Source organism: Ilyobacter sp., from assembly GCF_041583315.1.
In the GTDB taxonomy this organism is placed as follows: domain Bacteria; phylum Fusobacteriota; class Fusobacteriia; order Fusobacteriales; family Fusobacteriaceae; genus Ilyobacter.
In genome coordinates this window covers 1-17,727 of sequence record NZ_JBFHGC010000003.1, presented here as the reverse complement: position 1 = coordinate 17,727, position 17,727 = coordinate 1, and the positions used below count along the sequence as shown (strand labels likewise).

Genomic DNA, 17,727 nt, shown 5'->3' with positions numbered 1-17,727 from the left:
CTAAGTGTAATGTCTACACTTGGACTTTGTTAATTTCTAAAAAAAGCATTCCAAAAGAGTCCCTAAAACTACAAATAATTGAATCAATACTAAATTATAGAAAATAAAGGCCTCCATAAGGAGACCTCTAAGCATATCTTGGATATTATATTCATCTTTGTTGTTTTTAATAACTTATATGTAATTTTTGAAATATCCTAAGCCTATATTTAACTCAAATGAAAAAGTTTTAAGAGTTTTGATTAGACCGTAATCCTTCGTATTAAAAATTGGGTGTATGGATTATCTTCAGACAGATTTCAGCCACAAATTTTTTCATTTAATAGATGTTCTCCATAATATTTATCTGAAATATGTATTGCATAAAAACATAATTTCATACTAGTGAAGCTCAATAGTATATTGATTCCTTCATAAAATTTGAGAATAATTCCCACAAAATATCCAAAAATAGAAAAAATATTGGGATTGTATATAAAATTGACCCGATATTAAAAATTGATTTGTCCTCTATTTAAACTTCTACGGAAATAGCAATTTTAAAAATTTTATTAGTTTTTATATTTAATTCTTCTGAATTTTTTCACTTTCACTACGACTTTGGAAATATCCACAACTTGAATTTTTATTTACGATTCCTTTTTTAATCAAACTTCTCAACTCTAAAGATCCAAGCTTATTGGATTGAAAATATTATTTTAAAATTCTTTCTATAGTTTTGATAAATTCATTAATAATTGTAGGATCATTAGATTTTAATTTTTCTGAAACACACGTTTCAATATGTCTTTCTAAAATTAATTTACTGACACCATTAAGGGCCGCTTTTGAAGAGCTTATTTGATTCAAAACATCATCGCAGTAAGTATCGCTTTCTATAAGTCGCTTTATTCCTCTTATTTGACCTTCTATCTTATTCAACCTTGATATTAAATTTTTTTTCTGTTTTTCATGTAGCTCATTATTATTTATGTGACACTTTTCATTGCATTCTTCTAATTTTTCTAACATGATCCCCTCCTATATTAAATATACTGCCTATACCTATAATATAATATTTTTAATTATTTTGCAAAAGTTTTTAATTCTCTTTAATATGAAGGATTTATAAAAGAAGTTGACAAAAAAAAAGAATTCATGTATCATCTTCCCATATAGGGTAGGTGGGTATCCCATATGAAAGATCTGAGGGGTTTTTATTATAATATTCATAATAATATAAATAGCTAATTTTCGCATACATCCTCCTTTTTAAAGCTGTTGAAATTTCAACAGCTTTAACCCCCATATTATTTAAATTCTTTTTAAGAAAATAAGTTGAGGAAAAAGGAGAAAAAAATAATAGTTTATAAGACAGTGATATTAATATATTAAATTAAACGATTAATTTATTTAAGAGGAGGAATTTATTATGAAAAAATTAATAGCAATTGGGGCATTGTTAGTTTCAGCATCAGTTTTTGCTGAAAATAATCCTGTATCTTCAAAGCAAACAATGATGCAACATGGGAACATGAATACGGAGGTAGGAACAATACATCTAAGGGATAAAATCACCCCAGAACAAAAGGTTCAAATGGGCAAAATTAAGTTGAAATATCAAAAGAAAAATCAAAGAGAAATGCTTAAAATCAGAGAAATTGATATTGATATAGAGAAAGAGATGCTAGCTGAAAAAATAGATAGTAAAAAAATAGAGAAATTAATTGATAAAAAAGCATCAGTTAGCTCTAAAATTCAAAAGAATTTAATTGATTATAGAATTGATATTAAAGAAAAATTTGGTGTTAATATTGTTAGTGGAATGATGAAAGGTTCAAATCAAATGATGGAAAACATGGACAAGAAGACGATGGGGAATATGGATCAAATGATGAACAGCATGCATAAAATGACTAAAAGTATAAATCAAGAAACTCAGATTCAAGAATAATAAAAACATTTTGAAATTTTCAACCATGAAATTGGGCCCTCAGTAAAATAGCCCAGTTTCATGGTTTTTTTATAAATCAACTCTTAAAATCTTATGATTTAGAATAATATTACAATTGAGGGAATATATGAGTAAAATAATTGTCATATTCATAACCATTTAAAGAAAAAATATTGACAAGTGTGAATAATTGAGATATAGTCTAAATATAGGGTAGGGGGGTATAGGTATGTAGTGCTCCTTGTATTCATCTTAAATCACTAAGGAGGAAATAAAATTGGAATTTTTAGACGGACTTTTCAAATCATCTTCGTTTAGATATTTTATTATTATGATCGGAATACATTTAGTTATGGGAATGTTTGGATTAGGATGTTGTGGTAAAAAAAATAAGAAAAATACTAAAGAAAATGGTGTTGAGGATAAAAACAAGAGTTGTCATTAAAAATAGGGAGGTTTTAGTTTATGAGTAAATTAAAAGAAATGTTCAAAAAATTTATTGAAAAATTAGGAAATGAAAATGAAAAAACTTATGGTGGGAAAAAATTAGATTGTTGTGATTTAAATAAACAAAAACCTAAGAATAAGTAGGAGGAGATAAAAATGTTTTGGTTGGCTTTTATTATGAGTGTTATTTTGAGTGAACGGTTGATAAAAAATAACAATAAGGTGAAAATTACCACTGCTATAAACAGGAGGTAAAAAATTTGAAAAAAATAAAATTAATTTTTGAAAGTATATTTTGTGATTTCTGTTCTTATGATATTGAAGGAATCCTTGGAAGTATTCCAGAAGTTAAAAACTTTGAAATTCATAGAAAATCCAATAGTGTCAACATTTTTTTAGATGAACATAGTAAATTTGATAAAGATAAAATAAATAAACTGTTCAGAAAAGAGGACTTTAAAATAATTGAAATATTAGGGGGTTAAACATGAAGGAAAGCTATATTATAGAAGGGATGAGCTGTTCGGCATGTGCTGCAAAGATAGAGAAAACAGTAAACGCTATAGATGGCGTTAACGCAACAGTAAATTTTTCTAATGAAATTTTAAGTGTAGTGGTAGAAGATAACTCACGTTTAAAATATATAGAAAAAAGTGTAGAAGATATTGGTTATTTTTTAAATAAAAAAAACAGTTTCAAATCAATTACACTCGATATTTCAGGAATGACTTGTGCTGTTTGTGCTAATAAAATAGAGAAGAAGTTAAATGAAGTAGACGGTATTGAAAAAGGTGAGGTTAATTTTTCAACAGAGAGAGCCACAGTCAGTTATGACACTAAAAAGATCAAGTTAAGAGACATAAAAGATTTAATTATTTCATTAGGATATCAATCTAAATTGTTTGAAAATAACAACGATATAGATAAAGAAAATATTGAAAAAACAAAAGCATTAAAGAGAAAATTTTATTCATTAATTATTATGGCAGTGTTTACAATACCAATACTGTTTTTAGCTATGGCGGAAATGTTTTTTCCAACTATAATACCTTTATTTTTAAAGCCCGAGCATAATCCTAAATTGTTTTCGAGCTTACAGCTGATATTATCCATTCCAGTTTTATATTTAGGACGAGGATATTTTATAAGAGGATTTAAAAATATAATAAATAAGAGTCCAAATATGGATTCATTAATAGGCCTTGGAACTTCCGCTGCCTTTATATATAGCATTTACAATACGATTATGGTTTATTTAACACTTAATCTAAAGTATACGATGCAGCTTTATTATGAGGCTGGTACGGTAATAATAACTCTTATAACTCTTGGGAAGTACCTGGAAGAAGTAACAAAAGGCAAAACTAGTGAGGCTATCAAAAAATTAGCTGGTCTGCAACCAAAGACTGCTAATTTGGTAACTGACAACGGTGAAATAAGTCTTGTTAATATAGATGAGGTAGAGTTAGAAGATATATTACTGGTTAAACCAGGAGAAAGAATTCCGGTAGACGGGATTGTCATTAGTGGATATACATACGTTGATGAATCAATGCTAACAGGTGAAAGCCTTCCTGTTGAAAAATCTTCAGGTAATAAGGTTATCGGAGCATCAATAAATAGAACAGGATCAATAAATTTTAAAGTAGAAGCTATAGGAAATAATACCGCTCTATCACAGATAATAAAACTTGTAGAGGATGCCCAAGGAAGTAAAGCTCCAATAGCTAGAATGGCAGACATTATCTCTGGTTACTTTGTACCAATTGTTATGTTAGTTGCACTTGTTTCAGGAATTTCATGGTATTTCATAGCTCAATCAAATCCTGATATGATACCTTTAATTTTCAATGGTAGCGCGATAGGATTAGCTCTCACTATTTTTATTGCAATATTAGTTATAGCTTGTCCTTGTGCTTTAGGCCTAGCAACCCCAACTGCTATAATGGTAGGTACAGGTAAAGGTGCTGAAAATGGTGTCCTTATAAAAGGTGGTGAAGCTCTCGAGACAGCTCACAAAATAACAAAAATAGTTTTTGATAAAACTGGAACTATAACTTTAGGGGAACCGCGTTTAACTGACATTATAACAACCAATGGTTTTTTTGAAGAAATGGTGCTTCAAAAAGCAGCCAGTGCAGAACTCCATTCAGAGCACCCACTTGGAGAAGCAATAGTCAATGAATCTCGGAGAATGGGATTAAATTTACAAGAAGTTTCAAATTTTAAATCAATCACCGGTAAAGGAATAGAGGCTTTTATAGATGGCAAATTTGTAGCTATTGGAAATAAAAAATTACTGGAAAAACTTGACATTATGCCATCATTAGAAAAAGACATGGATAGATTGTCTAATGAAGGAAAAACTCCAATGTATATTGTTATAGAAAATTCGGTAGCTGGAATAATAGCAGTTGCAGATCCTATAAAAGAAACTTCTAAAAGAGCTATAAAAGAACTGCATAAAATGGGAATTGAAGTAGCAATGGTTACGGGAGATAATGAGAAAACTGCTTATGCAATAGCCAGACAAGTTGGAATAGATATTGTTTTAGCAGAAGTACTTCCAAAAGATAAATCTGAACAAATCAAAAAACTTCAAAGTGACGGAAGTATAGTAGCAATGGTTGGAGATGGAATTAATGATTCTCCGGCACTCGCTCAAGCAGATGTTGGCATAGCAATAGGAACAGGAACAGATGTTGCAATTGAATCTGCAAACATCGTTTTGATGAAGGGTGACCTAATGGACGTTCCAGTAGCCTTGCAACTATCAAAGGCTACAATAAGAAATATAAAACAAAACTTATTTTGGGCTTTTTTCTATAATATTGTTGGAATTCCTTTGGCAATGGGCATTCCTTTTGCACTAAATTATTTTATTACTAAAGAAGCTAACAGTGCGTTTCTTTTAAGGCCTGCAATAGCAGGAGCTGCAATGGCTTTTTCTTCAGTCTCGGTAGTTTCGAATGCATTAAGGCTTAAAAAATTTAAAGTTAAACTATAGAGAAGTCAAAATATATTAAGTATTTAAAAATTTCTATATTTAAAATGTTTAGTAAGATTATGGAGGAAAAATGAAGATGTTATTTACATTTGGCATGATAAGGATTCCATTTTTTGGAACAATGATATTGATTGGAATCTTAGCTGCCATGAAGGTCTTATCTTATGATGCTAAAAGAAAAAATTTGAATACTGAAAAAATTTATGACCTGGTTTTATCTGCATTTATTGGTGGAGTTATAGGAGCACGTACAGTATATGTTCTCTTTTATAACAGGAGCTATTATTTAGAAAATCCTATAGATATTTTAAAAATATATGAAGGTGGTTTATCTATTCATGGAGGTCTTGTTGGAGGTGTTCTCTTTACTCTCATTTATTTAAAAAGAAATCGAGAGTTTAAAATATTAGAGACAGCAGATCTATTAGCACCACCATTAATTTTAGCACAAGGTATAGGCAGAATTGGATGTGATGTATACGGTATAGTAATGAAAAATCCAAGTTTCTGGGGTATTAAAATTGGTGGGGTAGCATATCACCCTGCTCAAATTTACGAAGCTATACTTGATTATCTATTATTTTTTTATCTTTGGAAAAAACGAAAAAATATTAAGTATGACGGGCAGCTTTTCGGAAGATACCTAATAGGGTTTGCAGTAATAAGAAGTACTGTAGAGATTTTCAGAGACAATCCTAAAGTGCTTGGTTTACTGAGTATCTCCCACATATTAAGCTTGATACTCCTAGCTTCAGGAATTATATGGCTAAAAATAGTGTCTAAAATCGGAAAAAAGACAGTTCATCCTCAAGAGGACAAAAATGAACATCTTCCATATGTTGGATTTATTCTTCTTCTATTAATTTTCATATCCTTAGGTATATTTTATTTGGTACAACTAAATCTATAAATTACCCTAAAATATAGTATTTATACCTTAAGGAGGGATTTATTTTGTTAAAGTTAAAAAAAGGCTTAAGCATTGGTTTTTTTATGGGAATTACCATGGTCTCTACAAACTTGTTTATGTATCAGGTCGTGATCAACAGAGTATTTTCCGTTCTTCTTCCATATCATTTTACATTTTTGATCCTTTCTACTGCGATACTGGGAATGGGATTTGGAAGCATAATAGAGTTTAAGGAAACTAGTAAAAAACGAGATGTTGTATCGTTGGAGGAAGAGCATGGAAAACTTACATCATATCTTGCTTACAGTATGCTGGGCTCATTTCTTATAATATATTTCATGCCATTTATAAAACTCACTTTATTATATATACCAATTGTTTCAGTCCCATACATCTTTGCAGGAAGATTTTTTGCAAATATCTTTACAAACTACGGGGAAGAAAGTGGAAAGATATACTTTTTTGATCTCATGGGAGCTGGCCTTGCTTCTGCTTTAACTATAGGAATATTTTATTTCGTGGGTTTCATACCTTCAATCACTATCATGTTTATACTGGTTTTTTTATCATCACTTTTCTTTAGCATAAGAGCATTTGATAAAAAAAATATATTTTTAAATGGTATTTTTGCCGCGGCAATGTTTTTGATAGCATTTTTACCAAATGTACTTAGGTTTGTAGAGAAACATTTTACAAGTTACCTGACAAGTCCATATACATCCGTTGCAAGGCTAAATAATAACGGAGACAATAGTGAAATTATATACACTAACTGGGACGGATTTGCCAGAACAGATGTAATAAAATTAAAAAATAATGATTCTACAAGGATAGTAAGTACAAACGGATCAGCAAATGCCCTAATGATAAAGTATGATGGTATCAGTGATTTTTATAAGCTTAAGAATCAAATAGACTTTCTACCATACCTGTTGAATAAGAATGCAGAGGTTGCAATTATAGGTGCAGGAGGCGGAAGAGATGTACTTCAGGCTTTAATGGGAGGTGCAAAGAGCGTAGATGCTATTGAAATTAATCGCTCAACTGTAGATGCAGTAAAGTCCATGGGAGAATATAACGGAAACATATATGAAAATCCTAAAGTTAATGTGATTGTAGGAGATGGCCGAAGTCTTATTGAAAAAAGTAAAAAAAAGTATGACATAATCTTTCTGTCTATGGTGATGACAGGAGCAGCGCAAGCTAATGGATATGCTCTTGCGGAAAACTATATCTATACAAAAGAAGCTATAGAGAGTTATTATAAACATCTTAAAAAAAATGGGAAACTTGTTTTTCTGGCACATGGAATAATGGATATGACAAAAATTTCAAATACCCTGCTAGAGGTTCTTTTAGATAATGGAGTTAGTAAAGATATGCTTTCAGAACATATTTTCACTGGCGGGAAACCACATGATGAAGCAATGATTCATTCACCTGTAATTATGCTTGCAAAGACCCCATACAGTGACTCTGAATTTAAAATTATAGATGAATTTTCTAGAGAAAATAGTTATTCAATTTTAAATTTTTCAGATAAAACTCCAAAAAGTTACATAAGGAAATTTTCATCCGGTGAAGTTACATTGAAAGAACTGATAAAAGAATCAGAATACGATGTCAGCCCTTCAACTGACGAAAGACCTTTTTTCTATAACTTCCAGAAAGGAATTCCGGTTACATTCATAATCATAATCGTAGCCATGTATCTTTTTAAAAACCTATTTTTTAGAAAACATATAATAAAAAACAAGATAATAAAAACAGGGCATTACTTTTCTCTCCTGGGAATAGGGTTCATGATGATAGAAGTCGCTTTTATTCAAAAGATGTCTATCTATTTAGAACATCCAACCACAGCTTTTGTTGTCACAATTTCCTCGCTGCTTGTGGGCGCAGGTATAGGAAGCTACTTTAGCCAAACGAAATGGATGATAGGAAAAGATGGAAGACATAAAGGCGCTTTGATAGCTTTTTTAAGTCTGGTCTTAACGGGAATTGTTTTTAAATTTATATTTACATGGTCTTTTTCCATCGACATATGGAAAAAACTTTTGATAGCTATAATCATAATTATGGTAAACGGACTGTCTATGGGGACGATATTCCCATACTCAATAGCTGAGTCTAAAAGACTTCACTCTGCAAAAAATATATCTATTTTTTACGGTATAAATGGAATATTTTCAATGTTGGGGTCGATTCTTGCAATTATCATCTCGATGAATTTTGGCGTAACAACCGCGTTATTTATGGGTGCTGGAGTTTATGGGATAATTTATATGATTATGCCGATGCTCTTCAAAGAGTCATCAGAGAAAATTAAACTGAATAATTAAAAAACAAAATAAATAAAGGGGGAATAAAAATGGAATTCATTAGTGCTAATTGGGGATATTTGATTATTTTAGGAGTAGTGGTTTATATGATGGTAAAAAAAGGGGGATGCTGCGGAAGTAGCAGTCACGAAAGTCACAATGTAATTGATGAAAATAACGATAAAAATCACCAATCTAACAGCGGAAAAACTAAGGGCAGCTGCTGCGGAGGGCACAAGAGTGAACATCAAGATAAAGAACCTTCATCTAAATCTGAAAAAACAAAAAAAAGTTGCTGTGGTCATTAAGGAGTAGAAATGAAAAAATATAAACCCTTAATTGCAGGGAGCATGGCATTTATAGGATTATTAATTCTTTATTTTACAATACTTGTATGGGCCAACTCACCAGAACATGCCGTTGATCAATTTTTTGAGATGTGGTATTGGATTTTGATTTTATCTGTGGGGTTTGGAATGCAGGTGGGACTTTACTTCCATATAAAAAATCAGCTTCATGAAAAAATGCTGGAGTCGAGAGCTGAACTTGTTGCTACTGGAGGGGCCTCTACCGCCTCTATGGTTGCCTGTTGTGCCCATCATATAGTGGATGTCCTCCCTATTTTCGGACTTTCCGCTGCTGCATCCTTTCTGCTCAAATATCAGTTGAGTTTTATCCTGATCGGGGTATTTTCAAACATGTTTGGAATTATTAGTATGCTGATAATTATGCAGCGGAACAATCTACATCTGGACAGGCTGCACAAGCTTTACAGATATGACATAACTAAAGTAAGAAAAATGGTTCTATATTTTTCACTGATAATCATTTTATTTACATTTATTCAATAATTCAACTTGTGATTTTTTTTAAAACTATTAAATTAATCCTGGTTTTTATGGGGTATAAAAAATTGCTACAAACGGGCACAAATCAAAATAAGAAGACCTCAATAAAAGGGAGGATTTAAAATGGATAAAGGAAATGATATGTACACACTTGAAGAACTGTTAGAATTTATAAAAAAATATATTGGGAGGTTTGGAAAATCAATTTTCATACCAATTATGGTCATTTATATTCTCACAGGTGTATTTAGTGTGGGACCTGATGAGGAAGTGGCTTTGTTTTTATTTGGCAAATATCAAAAAACAGCAGGCCCTGGTATAAACTGGTATTTTCCTCAGCCGATAGCCTCGAGAATCAAAGTGAAAACTACAAAGGTATATCGTATAGAGGTAGGCTTTAGGACTGTAAGCCCCGGGCCACCTGCAAAGTATAAAGATATGAGAGAAGAATCGCTTATTCTTACTGGAGATGAAAATATTCTTGATGTAGATTTTAGTGTTCAATACAAGATAACAGACCTTAAAAAGTTTTTATTTAATATGGGAGATCCTTACAAAACAATAAAAGATTCAGCTGAGGCAAGTATGAGACAGATAGTAGGTCAGTATAATATTGATGAAACTTTGACTGAAGGAAAATCAAATATACAGATCCAGACTCGTGAAAAGCTGCAGGAAATCCTTCAGAAATATGACAGCGGAATAACCGTCTTAAATGTACAACTTCAAGATGTACAGCCTCCTGAAGAGGTAATACAGGCGTTTAAAGATGTTGCCAGCGCCAGAGAAGACAAGATCCGTTATATAAACGAATCAAACGGTTATATGAATGATATAATACCAAAAGCTAGAGGAGAAGCCTTTAAAGTTTTAAATGATGCTGAAGGGTACAAGGAAAAGAGAATAAAGGAAGCTCAGGGAGATGTAGTAAGATTCTTGAAGCTTTATGAAAATTACAAATTGGGTAAAGAGGTAACAAAAACAAGACTTTATCTTGAAAATCTAGAGAGAAACTTAAAGGATGTGGACAAGGTAATCATAGACTCTGATGTAAAAAACGGAGTATTAAACCTGATTCAAGAGGAGGGAAAAACAAATGAAAAAGGGAATTAACTTTGTTCTAATCCTCATTATAATTATTTTTGCATCTTCAGTTTTTCAGGTTTCAGAACTTCAGAAAGCTGTAGTTCTGAGATTTGGCAAACCAGTAGGTGAAGAGATAAACACTTCTGGTCTAAAGTTTAAGATACCTTTTATTGACAATGTCGTATATTTTGATAAGAGACTTCTGGATTATGACGCAGAACCCAAAGATCTCATAACAAAAGATAAAAAAAATATAGTGATAGATAATTATGCCAGATGGAGAATAATCGATCCGCTTTTGTTCCTTCAGACTGTTCAGGATGAAAAAGGGGCCCAGGCAAGGCTGGATGATATAATTTATTCTGAAATAAGAGAGAGGCTTGGACAGTATACATTTTTAGATATTATTGCATTTAAAAGAGATGAGATAATGGATATCGTAACCCGAGAAAGCTGGGAAAAAACAAAAAAGTTAGGTATAGAGATAGTGGATGTAAGAATAAAAAGAGCAGAGCTGCCTAAGCAAAATGAAGAAAATGTCTACAGAAGAATGGAAGCGGAAAGACATCAACAGGCTAAGAAATATCGTGCAGAAGGTCAAGAAAAAGCTCTTGAGATAACATCGCAGGCAGAAAAAGAAAGAACTGTAATTTTGGCGGAGGCTTATGAAAAATCTGAATCTATAAAGGGAGAGGGTGACGCTAAAGCACTAAAAATATATGCTGATGCTTATAACCGCGATCCTGAATTTTATAAATTCACAAGAACTCTTTCGGCGTATGATTCGATACTTTCCGGAAGTGGGAAAACCAAAATCATAATGTCTACCGAATCTGAAGTCTGGAAAATTCTAAATGAAAAAGAATAATACAAAATAAATCAAACTAGAAATAATTATAAAAAACGGATAAATTCATGGAGGTAAATCGTGAACAAACCAAAAAGGAAAATGGTTTTTATACTTTTTATTTTTACATTGGTGGCTGGAGTTGGAATATTTAGTATAAGTAGAAAAAAAATCACATCCCAGATAATTTATAAAGAAAATAGCAAAAAGGAAAGCATTACAAATAGTGAAGGGGGTAATATCTATTTAGAAATTGAATTTAAGGATATTGAAAATAAAAATAAAGAAGAACTAATATTTGAAGTAAGTATGTATACTCATACAGAAGATTTATCTCGTTATTACGAATTAGATAAATTTTCTGAAATTATAGTAGATGGACTACATATAAAAAATGGGATCACTTGGAAAAGGTCTGGAGGTGGCCATCATGTTGGTGGTATTTTAAAAATAAAAAATTATTATAATGGAAGTAAAATAGTAGATAATAATACTAAAGAAATAAAATTAAAATTCAAAAATATCGGGGATGTAAAGGAGAGAATACACTTATATAAAATTTAAAATTACTATAACTTGTCACAATCAAGACACACATATGTCGTATAATATATTATGCTAAAGTCTAAAAATGGAGGTGTTGAAATGTGGGAATGGTGTGCTGATAATATTTTTAGAGGTGGGATGTATGGACGAATGGGAGGTGGTCTTATGATGCTTTTTCCAATATTGCTTATTATATTGATTTTTTATTTTTTCGATAAGAAAGATAAGAATAAAAATACAGAAAATGTTACTCCGTTAGAGATATTAAAGAGAAGATATGCAAGAGGCGAAATAAGTAAAGAAGAGTTTGAAGATACTAAAAAAGATTTGTACTAATTATTTATTTAAATAAAAGGTAAAAGCTGCTTAATTAAGCAGCTTTTATTGTTTAGTAGTTAAAAAGCTATTCCTGCCTTTCGTAAAATTTCTCAAAAAAAGGTAATTTAAAGAAAAAACAGTATATATAAGCTAAAATGTATGTTCCTCTATTTTTAATAAGGAGTGATATTTATGGCAAAAGATCCTGTTTGCGGTATGGAAGTAGATCCAAAAAAATCTAAATTTAAAGTTAATAAAGATGGAAACACATATTATTTTTGCAGCAAAAAATGCTATGAGGAATTCCAACATAAAAAAATAGAAACCCCTGAAGAAAAAATGAAAGAAACTACTCTATGCGTTATTGAGATAGAAGACATGACCTGCGGCTCCTGTGCCACCAAGATAGAAAAAAATATAAAAAATACAGAAGGAATAAAAGACGTGAATGTCAATCTTGCTACCAGAAAAGCAACTGTGAACTACTTCCATGATAAAATCAATGAAGAGGATTTGAAAAAAATAATTATTAACAGCGGTTATAAAGTAAAAAAAACTGAATCTACTGCTACTTTGAAACTGAAAATTATCGGGATGGACAATCCACACTGTATGGGAATTGTAGGATCAGCTCTGGATAAACTCTCTGGAATAAGTGAAAAAATACTGCTACCAACAGAAAAAGCTACAATAGAATATGATCCAAAAATAATTGACTCCGCCAAGATAAGAGCGATAATAAAAGATGTGGGTTATGATAATTTTTTGGAAACTGAAAATCAGGACAAAGAAAAAGAGACAAGAGAAAAAGAGATCCGTTCATTAAAATATAAAACAAGTATCGCTATGATTCTGGGTCTGCCTTTGTTATATTTTGCAATGGGTCCACATATGGGGCTTCCAATTAATAACATCATAAACAAACACATGGGAGTCATACAGTTCTTCATCACGATCCCCATAATACTTGTAGGTTATGAGTTCTACACAAAAGGTCTTAAATCTGTTCTAAAGACAAAGACGGCAAATATGGATACTCTAGTGGCCATTGGTACTGGGTCAGCATTCCTATATAGTATCTGGGCGATGTTAAGAAGAAGGCATGATCAGCTATACTTTGAGGTGGCCGGTCTTCTGGTAGCTTTTATTTTGCTTGGAAGATTCCTGGAAGCGAAAGCTAAGGGAAAAACAAGTGAGGCCATAAAAAAACTTATGAGTCTTTCCGCAAAAACCGCACTGATTATAAGAGACGATGATGAAATTGAAATCCCTGTTGAAGAAGTAATGGCAGGAGATGTAGTAGTTGTTAAACCTGGTCAAAAGATTCCTGTTGATGGAGATATAGTAGAGGGACATTCCAGTGTTGACGAGAGTATGCTAACTGGTGAAAGCATCCCTGTTGAAAAATCAGAGGGGGACAGAGTAATAGGTGCCACAATGAATAAAACAGGAAGCTTTAAATTCAAAGCAACCAAGGTAGGAGCAGATACGACACTTGCCCAGATCATAAAAATGGTAGAGGATGCCCAGGGAAGTAAGGCTCCCATACAAAAGCTTGCCGATGTAATATCAGCTTATTTTGTACCTACAGTGGTAAGTATAGCTATTATATCAAGTATAATGTGGTATTTTGTAGGAGGATTTACCTTTGCTCTCACAATATTCGTGGCAGTTTTAATAATTGCCTGCCCATGTGCCCTAGGTTTGGCTACTCCTACCGCTATAATGGTCGGAACCGGAAAAGGAGCGGAAGCAGGGATACTTTTTAAAAATTCAGAGAGTCTCCAGATGGCACAAAAAATAGACACCATAGTTTTTGATAAAACTGGGACTCTTACAAAGGGAAAACCTCAAGTAACAGATATTGTTACAGTGTCAGAGTTCTCTCAAGATGAAATACTTATCTTTGCGGCAGTTGCCGAAAAAAATTCAGAGCATCCTCTCGGTGAATCGATAGTCGCCCATGCAAAGGAGAAGCAGATAAAAATCGAAAATCCCGATGAGTTTAATTCAATTACCGGAAAGGGTATAGAGGTCAAATACAAGGATATGTGGATCGATTTCGGAAATCGAAAGCTTATGGAAGAAAAAAATGTTGATTATGAATCAGCTTTAAAAAAGCTTGAAGAACTTGAAACTGAAGGTAAGACCGCTATGCTTATTGCTGTAGATAAAAAATTGGCAGGTGTTATAGCTGTAGCAGATACATTGAAGGAGCACTCTGCCAAAGCTATAGAAACGTTGAACAAACATGGGATAGAAACCATCATGATAACAGGTGACAACAGACGTACAGCGGAGGCTATAGCAAAAAAGGTCGGAATCAAAAGGGTCCTGGCTGAGGTTCTGCCTCAGGACAAAGCAAACAGTGTAAAACAACTTCAACAGGAAGGTAAAAAGGTCGCCATGGTAGGTGACGGGATCAATGATGCCCCTGCTCTTACCCAGGCTGACTTAGGAATAGCAATAGGTTCAGGAACTGATGTTGCAATAGAGTCTGGGGATATTGTGCTTATTAAAGAGGACTTGAGAGACGTAGTTGTGGCGATGGAATTGTCAAAATATACCATGAGAAAAATCAAACAAAATTTATTTTGGGCATTTTTCTATAATACTCTTGGAATTCCTCTGGCTGCAGGGGCTCTCTATCCTTTTACAGGATTTTTATTAAGTCCAATAATAGCCGGAGCTGCAATGGCTTTCAGTTCAGTCTCTGTAGTAAGTAACTCACTGCTCATGAAACGTTGGCATCCCAGCATTAAAACAGATAATTAAATTTATATAAGGAGGAATTTATTATGAAAAAATTAATAGTAACTACGATGTTGTTGACTTCAATGGTGGCCTTTTCTGAAAATGTTTCTATGCCTGTAAAAACAGGTATGATGCAACAACTAAATATGAATATGGGGACGGGTATGATGCAACAAATTGATAAACTTACTCCAGAACAGAAAATTCAAATGGAAAAAATCAATCTAGAATATCAAAAAAAGAATCAAGAATATCTATTCAGAATAAAACAAATTGATCTCAAAATAGAAACCGAAATGCTAAATGAAAAAATAGATACTAAAAAAATAGGAAGTCTAATTGATAAAAAAGTATCTCTTCAGTCAAGGATTCAAAAGAATATGATTAATTATAGAATTGATATTAAGGAAAAATTTGGAATAAATGTCATGCCTGGAATGATGCAAGGTTCACATAATAATATGAATATGAACCAAATGATGAATGACATGAATCAGATGCAAATTAAAAAGCAAGAACCTGACTTAAAAAAATAAGATAAAAGCTGCTGGAATTCCAGCAGCTTTTATTATTTCACAATTAAATATCCACCCATTTTCTTATGCCCGCTTCCACACGGAACTGAACACCGGAATTCATAAACACCACTTCTTTCCGGAGTAAATTCTGTAGTACTTATTTCTCCAGGATTTATACTAACATTAATATTCATTTCTTCAACCATAAATCCATGTGCCACATCCCGCGTTTTAAAATTCAATTTAACCTTATCCCCTGCATTTACGACTATGTAATCTGGTTCAAAGGCAAAGCGGTATGCCTCTACTTCTATAACTCTTACACCGTCAACAATATCACCAATCGCCTTATGATCAGAGGGCGTGATCTTTTTCCCATCATTTTTATCAGAACAGCTAACAAAAATTAATGTCATCAAAATAACTAATAATATCCTTTTCATTTTTCACCTCCTGATAATATTTAAAAATTAGTCTCTCAAGACGTGTTAATCCTTAAGTTTTATATTTTTCAGAAGGGAGTTTGCAAAATCCCTGAGGAGCAACATCCAGAGCGCTATTAAATTTACTAGATAAATTCTGAAAGGCTATCAGACCAGTTAGTTCAATTATCCCATCTTCATCAAAATAGTTTTTTAGAGAGACAACCATCTCGTCAGTGACCTCTCGGTCTGAATATGTTACAGCTTCAGTATATTCAAGAACAGCCCTCTCTTTGTCATCAAAGAAAGAAGACTCTCTCCATTTTTCGAGATTATCAACTTTATCCATTGAATTAGTTAACTTAGCCAGTGTAGAGAAGTTTATATCAACACAAAAACGACACCAATTTATTTGGGAAACTCTCACCGTTACTATTGATCGTATCACAGGACTTATGGGGGATTTTTTTCTGATTAATACTCCATATAGGACTGCTACAGCTGCAAAAAGTTTTGGGACTCTTCCCCAGAGAAGACCAGGAATCAGAACTTTTCCATATCTTTTTTTCTGGCTCCAGAAGAATGGTTTTAAAAATAACGGATATTCTTTTAATTCTTTTACTGAGATCCTCATAAGCATTCTCTCCTTAAAAATATCATCTCTTTAAATTAAATTAGATCGTACTTATAAACCCATAATCTTATCCAATTTTTTGAAATAAAAGAAAAAGCAATGCTATTTTTTTTCCTTATCTTTTTCTTTCTTATCGAAATCGCAACAATGCATCTTACCTTCACCAAACTCTTCCTCATTAGATTTTTCTATTTTCCTTATAAGTCTGCTGAAAAAACCTTTTTTTTCTTCTGGGTATTCTTCAATATTCTCGATAGAGATAACCTGATATCCTTCTCCCTCAATTTCTGATTTAATCAGATCATCCTCAATTCCATCGGAAATAAAGGCTACCTTCTCATCAAGAGAAACTTTGACATTTCCTACACCCTCTATAGCTTTCAGTTTTTTCTCAATGGTTTCTACACAATGACTGCACACCATACCTTCAATTGTTATCTTTTTCATTTAACCCACCTCCTACCAAATAAACTATTTATAAATTTATTGTTTTTACAAACTTAAAAATTTATTCTTATTCCCACTCCTTCATCATATTCAGAGTGAGCATTTGCTATAAAAGAAAGCCATTTTCTATACCTGTATTCCAGCTCTAATAGATATTCACCGTCAGTGTCCAATTCCCAATTAAATTGAAGTTTATCTGTAAGCTGCAGTTCACTGGAAAATTCGGCCTCCAGATCGCCGTCATCATAAATCTTCACTTCAGATTCTATAAGCAGAGGAAGAAGATACTCCACACCCACAAATCCCCTGTTGTCTATTTCTCCGTCTTCATCTTCTTCAAAATTAAAACCGGTAATTAAAGAGAGATTCCGGTTTATATATCTTCCGTATTGTATATCCATATCATGCTCTCCCTCATAGGCTGCCTCTCCCATTAGAGAAAGGGTATTCTTTGAATTAAAGGCTGTGAGGCTCATATCTGAATAGTTGGTATATCCGGAAACATGCCCTTTGTAAAACCATCTTCTGTCCCATGAAAGCTTGCCTGACAAGTCCCTAGAAAGGTCTTCACTGTCATAGCTAACTATCCTGGACATACCTGTTTTCATATGATATAAGTTGTGGCAATGAAAAAACCAGTCCTTTTCCTCATTGGCTAAAAACTCTATCTCCAGGGTCTGCATAGGAGG

Annotated in this window: 20 protein-coding genes; 15 read left to right on the top strand and 5 right to left on the bottom strand. The window is 32.5% G+C overall.

Annotated features, from left to right (window positions below; all coding sequences use genetic code 11):
* Positions 1–693: 693 nt before the first annotated feature.
* Positions 694–1,011, bottom strand: a complete 318-nt coding sequence (locus ABZA26_RS00345; RefSeq protein ID WP_372712528.1) for a metal-sensitive transcriptional regulator — start codon at positions 1,009–1,011, stop codon at positions 694–696.
* Positions 1,012–1,411: 400 nt separating this feature from the next.
* On the opposite strand from ABZA26_RS00345, the gene ABZA26_RS00340 reads away from it, so the two are divergent.
* The 15 genes from ABZA26_RS00340 (at position 1,412) to ABZA26_RS00270 (ending at position 15,553) form a co-directional block, all read left to right on the top strand.
* Complete coding sequence (locus ABZA26_RS00340) at positions 1,412–1,933, top strand: hypothetical protein (protein WP_372712527.1); 522 nt, start codon at positions 1,412–1,414, stop codon at positions 1,931–1,933.
* A gap of 277 nt (positions 1,934–2,210) precedes the next feature.
* Positions 2,211–2,378, top strand: coding sequence for a hypothetical protein (locus ABZA26_RS00335; protein ID WP_372712526.1), 168 nt, complete (start codon positions 2,211–2,213; stop codon positions 2,376–2,378).
* A gap of 20 nt (positions 2,379–2,398) precedes the next feature.
* A complete protein-coding gene (locus tag ABZA26_RS00330; RefSeq protein ID WP_372712525.1) occupies positions 2,399–2,524 on the top strand; it encodes an LDCC motif putative metal-binding protein in 126 nt (41 codons plus the stop codon).
* A gap of 116 nt (positions 2,525–2,640) precedes the next feature.
* Positions 2,641–2,865 (top strand): hypothetical protein, encoded by a 225-nt coding sequence (locus tag ABZA26_RS00325; protein WP_372712524.1) that lies wholly within the window; start codon positions 2,641–2,643, stop codon positions 2,863–2,865.
* 2 nt (positions 2,866–2,867) lie between these two features.
* Positions 2,868–5,387, top strand: a complete 2,520-nt coding sequence (locus ABZA26_RS00320; RefSeq protein ID WP_372712523.1) for a heavy metal translocating P-type ATPase — start codon at positions 2,868–2,870, stop codon at positions 5,385–5,387.
* 70 nt (positions 5,388–5,457) lie between these two features.
* Positions 5,458–6,297: a prolipoprotein diacylglyceryl transferase gene (lgt, locus tag ABZA26_RS00315; protein ID WP_372712522.1), complete on the top strand. Its 840-nt coding sequence runs from the start codon at positions 5,458–5,460 to the stop codon at positions 6,295–6,297.
* Positions 6,298–6,341: 44 nt separating this feature from the next.
* Positions 6,342–8,639: a hypothetical protein gene (locus ABZA26_RS00310; RefSeq protein ID WP_372712521.1), complete on the top strand. Its 2,298-nt coding sequence runs from the start codon at positions 6,342–6,344 to the stop codon at positions 8,637–8,639.
* 29 nt (positions 8,640–8,668) lie between these two features.
* Positions 8,669–8,926, top strand: a complete 258-nt coding sequence (locus ABZA26_RS00305) for a hypothetical protein (protein ID WP_372712520.1) — start codon at positions 8,669–8,671, stop codon at positions 8,924–8,926.
* A gap of 9 nt (positions 8,927–8,935) precedes the next feature.
* Positions 8,936–9,469, top strand: coding sequence for a hypothetical protein (locus ABZA26_RS00300; RefSeq protein ID WP_372712519.1), 534 nt, complete (start codon positions 8,936–8,938; stop codon positions 9,467–9,469).
* 120 nt (positions 9,470–9,589) lie between these two features.
* Entirely contained in the window at positions 9,590–10,579 is a 990-nt protein-coding gene (gene hflK / locus ABZA26_RS00295) for an FtsH protease activity modulator HflK (RefSeq protein ID WP_372712518.1), read from the top strand.
* Positions 10,563–11,420: a protease modulator HflC gene (gene hflC, locus ABZA26_RS00290; RefSeq protein ID WP_372712517.1), complete on the top strand. Its 858-nt coding sequence runs from the start codon at positions 10,563–10,565 to the stop codon at positions 11,418–11,420. Before hflK ends, hflC begins: the two co-directional genes overlap by 17 nt.
* A gap of 60 nt (positions 11,421–11,480) precedes the next feature.
* Positions 11,481–11,963, top strand: a complete 483-nt coding sequence (locus tag ABZA26_RS00285; RefSeq protein WP_372712516.1) for a hypothetical protein — start codon at positions 11,481–11,483, stop codon at positions 11,961–11,963.
* A gap of 81 nt (positions 11,964–12,044) precedes the next feature.
* Positions 12,045–12,281: an SHOCT domain-containing protein gene (locus tag ABZA26_RS00280; RefSeq protein WP_372712515.1), complete on the top strand. Its 237-nt coding sequence runs from the start codon at positions 12,045–12,047 to the stop codon at positions 12,279–12,281.
* A 174-nt stretch (positions 12,282–12,455) separates the two neighbouring features.
* The gene (locus ABZA26_RS00275; RefSeq protein ID WP_372712514.1) at positions 12,456–15,038 is read left to right on the top strand and encodes a heavy metal translocating P-type ATPase; all 2,583 of its coding nucleotides are present in this window, start codon (positions 12,456–12,458) and stop codon (positions 15,036–15,038) included.
* A gap of 23 nt (positions 15,039–15,061) precedes the next feature.
* Positions 15,062–15,553 (top strand): Spy/CpxP family protein refolding chaperone, encoded by a 492-nt coding sequence (locus tag ABZA26_RS00270; RefSeq protein WP_372712513.1) that lies wholly within the window; start codon positions 15,062–15,064, stop codon positions 15,551–15,553.
* A gap of 32 nt (positions 15,554–15,585) precedes the next feature.
* Here ABZA26_RS00270 and ABZA26_RS00265 read toward each other — a convergent pair whose 3' ends face one another.
* The 4 genes from ABZA26_RS00265 to ABZA26_RS00250 all read right to left on the bottom strand — a co-directional run.
* Complete coding sequence (locus ABZA26_RS00265) at positions 15,586–15,978, bottom strand: cupredoxin domain-containing protein (RefSeq protein WP_372712512.1); 393 nt, start codon at positions 15,976–15,978, stop codon at positions 15,586–15,588.
* Between the two features lie 52 nt (positions 15,979–16,030).
* Positions 16,031–16,591 carry a carboxymuconolactone decarboxylase family protein gene (locus ABZA26_RS00260; protein WP_372712511.1) on the bottom strand — a complete coding sequence of 187 codons (561 nt, stop codon included), beginning with the start codon at positions 16,589–16,591 and terminating at the stop codon, positions 16,031–16,033.
* 102 nt (positions 16,592–16,693) lie between these two features.
* The gene (locus ABZA26_RS00255; RefSeq protein ID WP_372712510.1) at positions 16,694–17,038 is read right to left on the bottom strand and encodes a cation transporter; all 345 of its coding nucleotides are present in this window, start codon (positions 17,036–17,038) and stop codon (positions 16,694–16,696) included.
* A gap of 53 nt (positions 17,039–17,091) precedes the next feature.
* A partial coding sequence (locus ABZA26_RS00250) for a multicopper oxidase domain-containing protein (RefSeq protein ID WP_372712509.1) occupies positions 17,092–17,727 on the bottom strand: 636 nt, incomplete at its 5' end.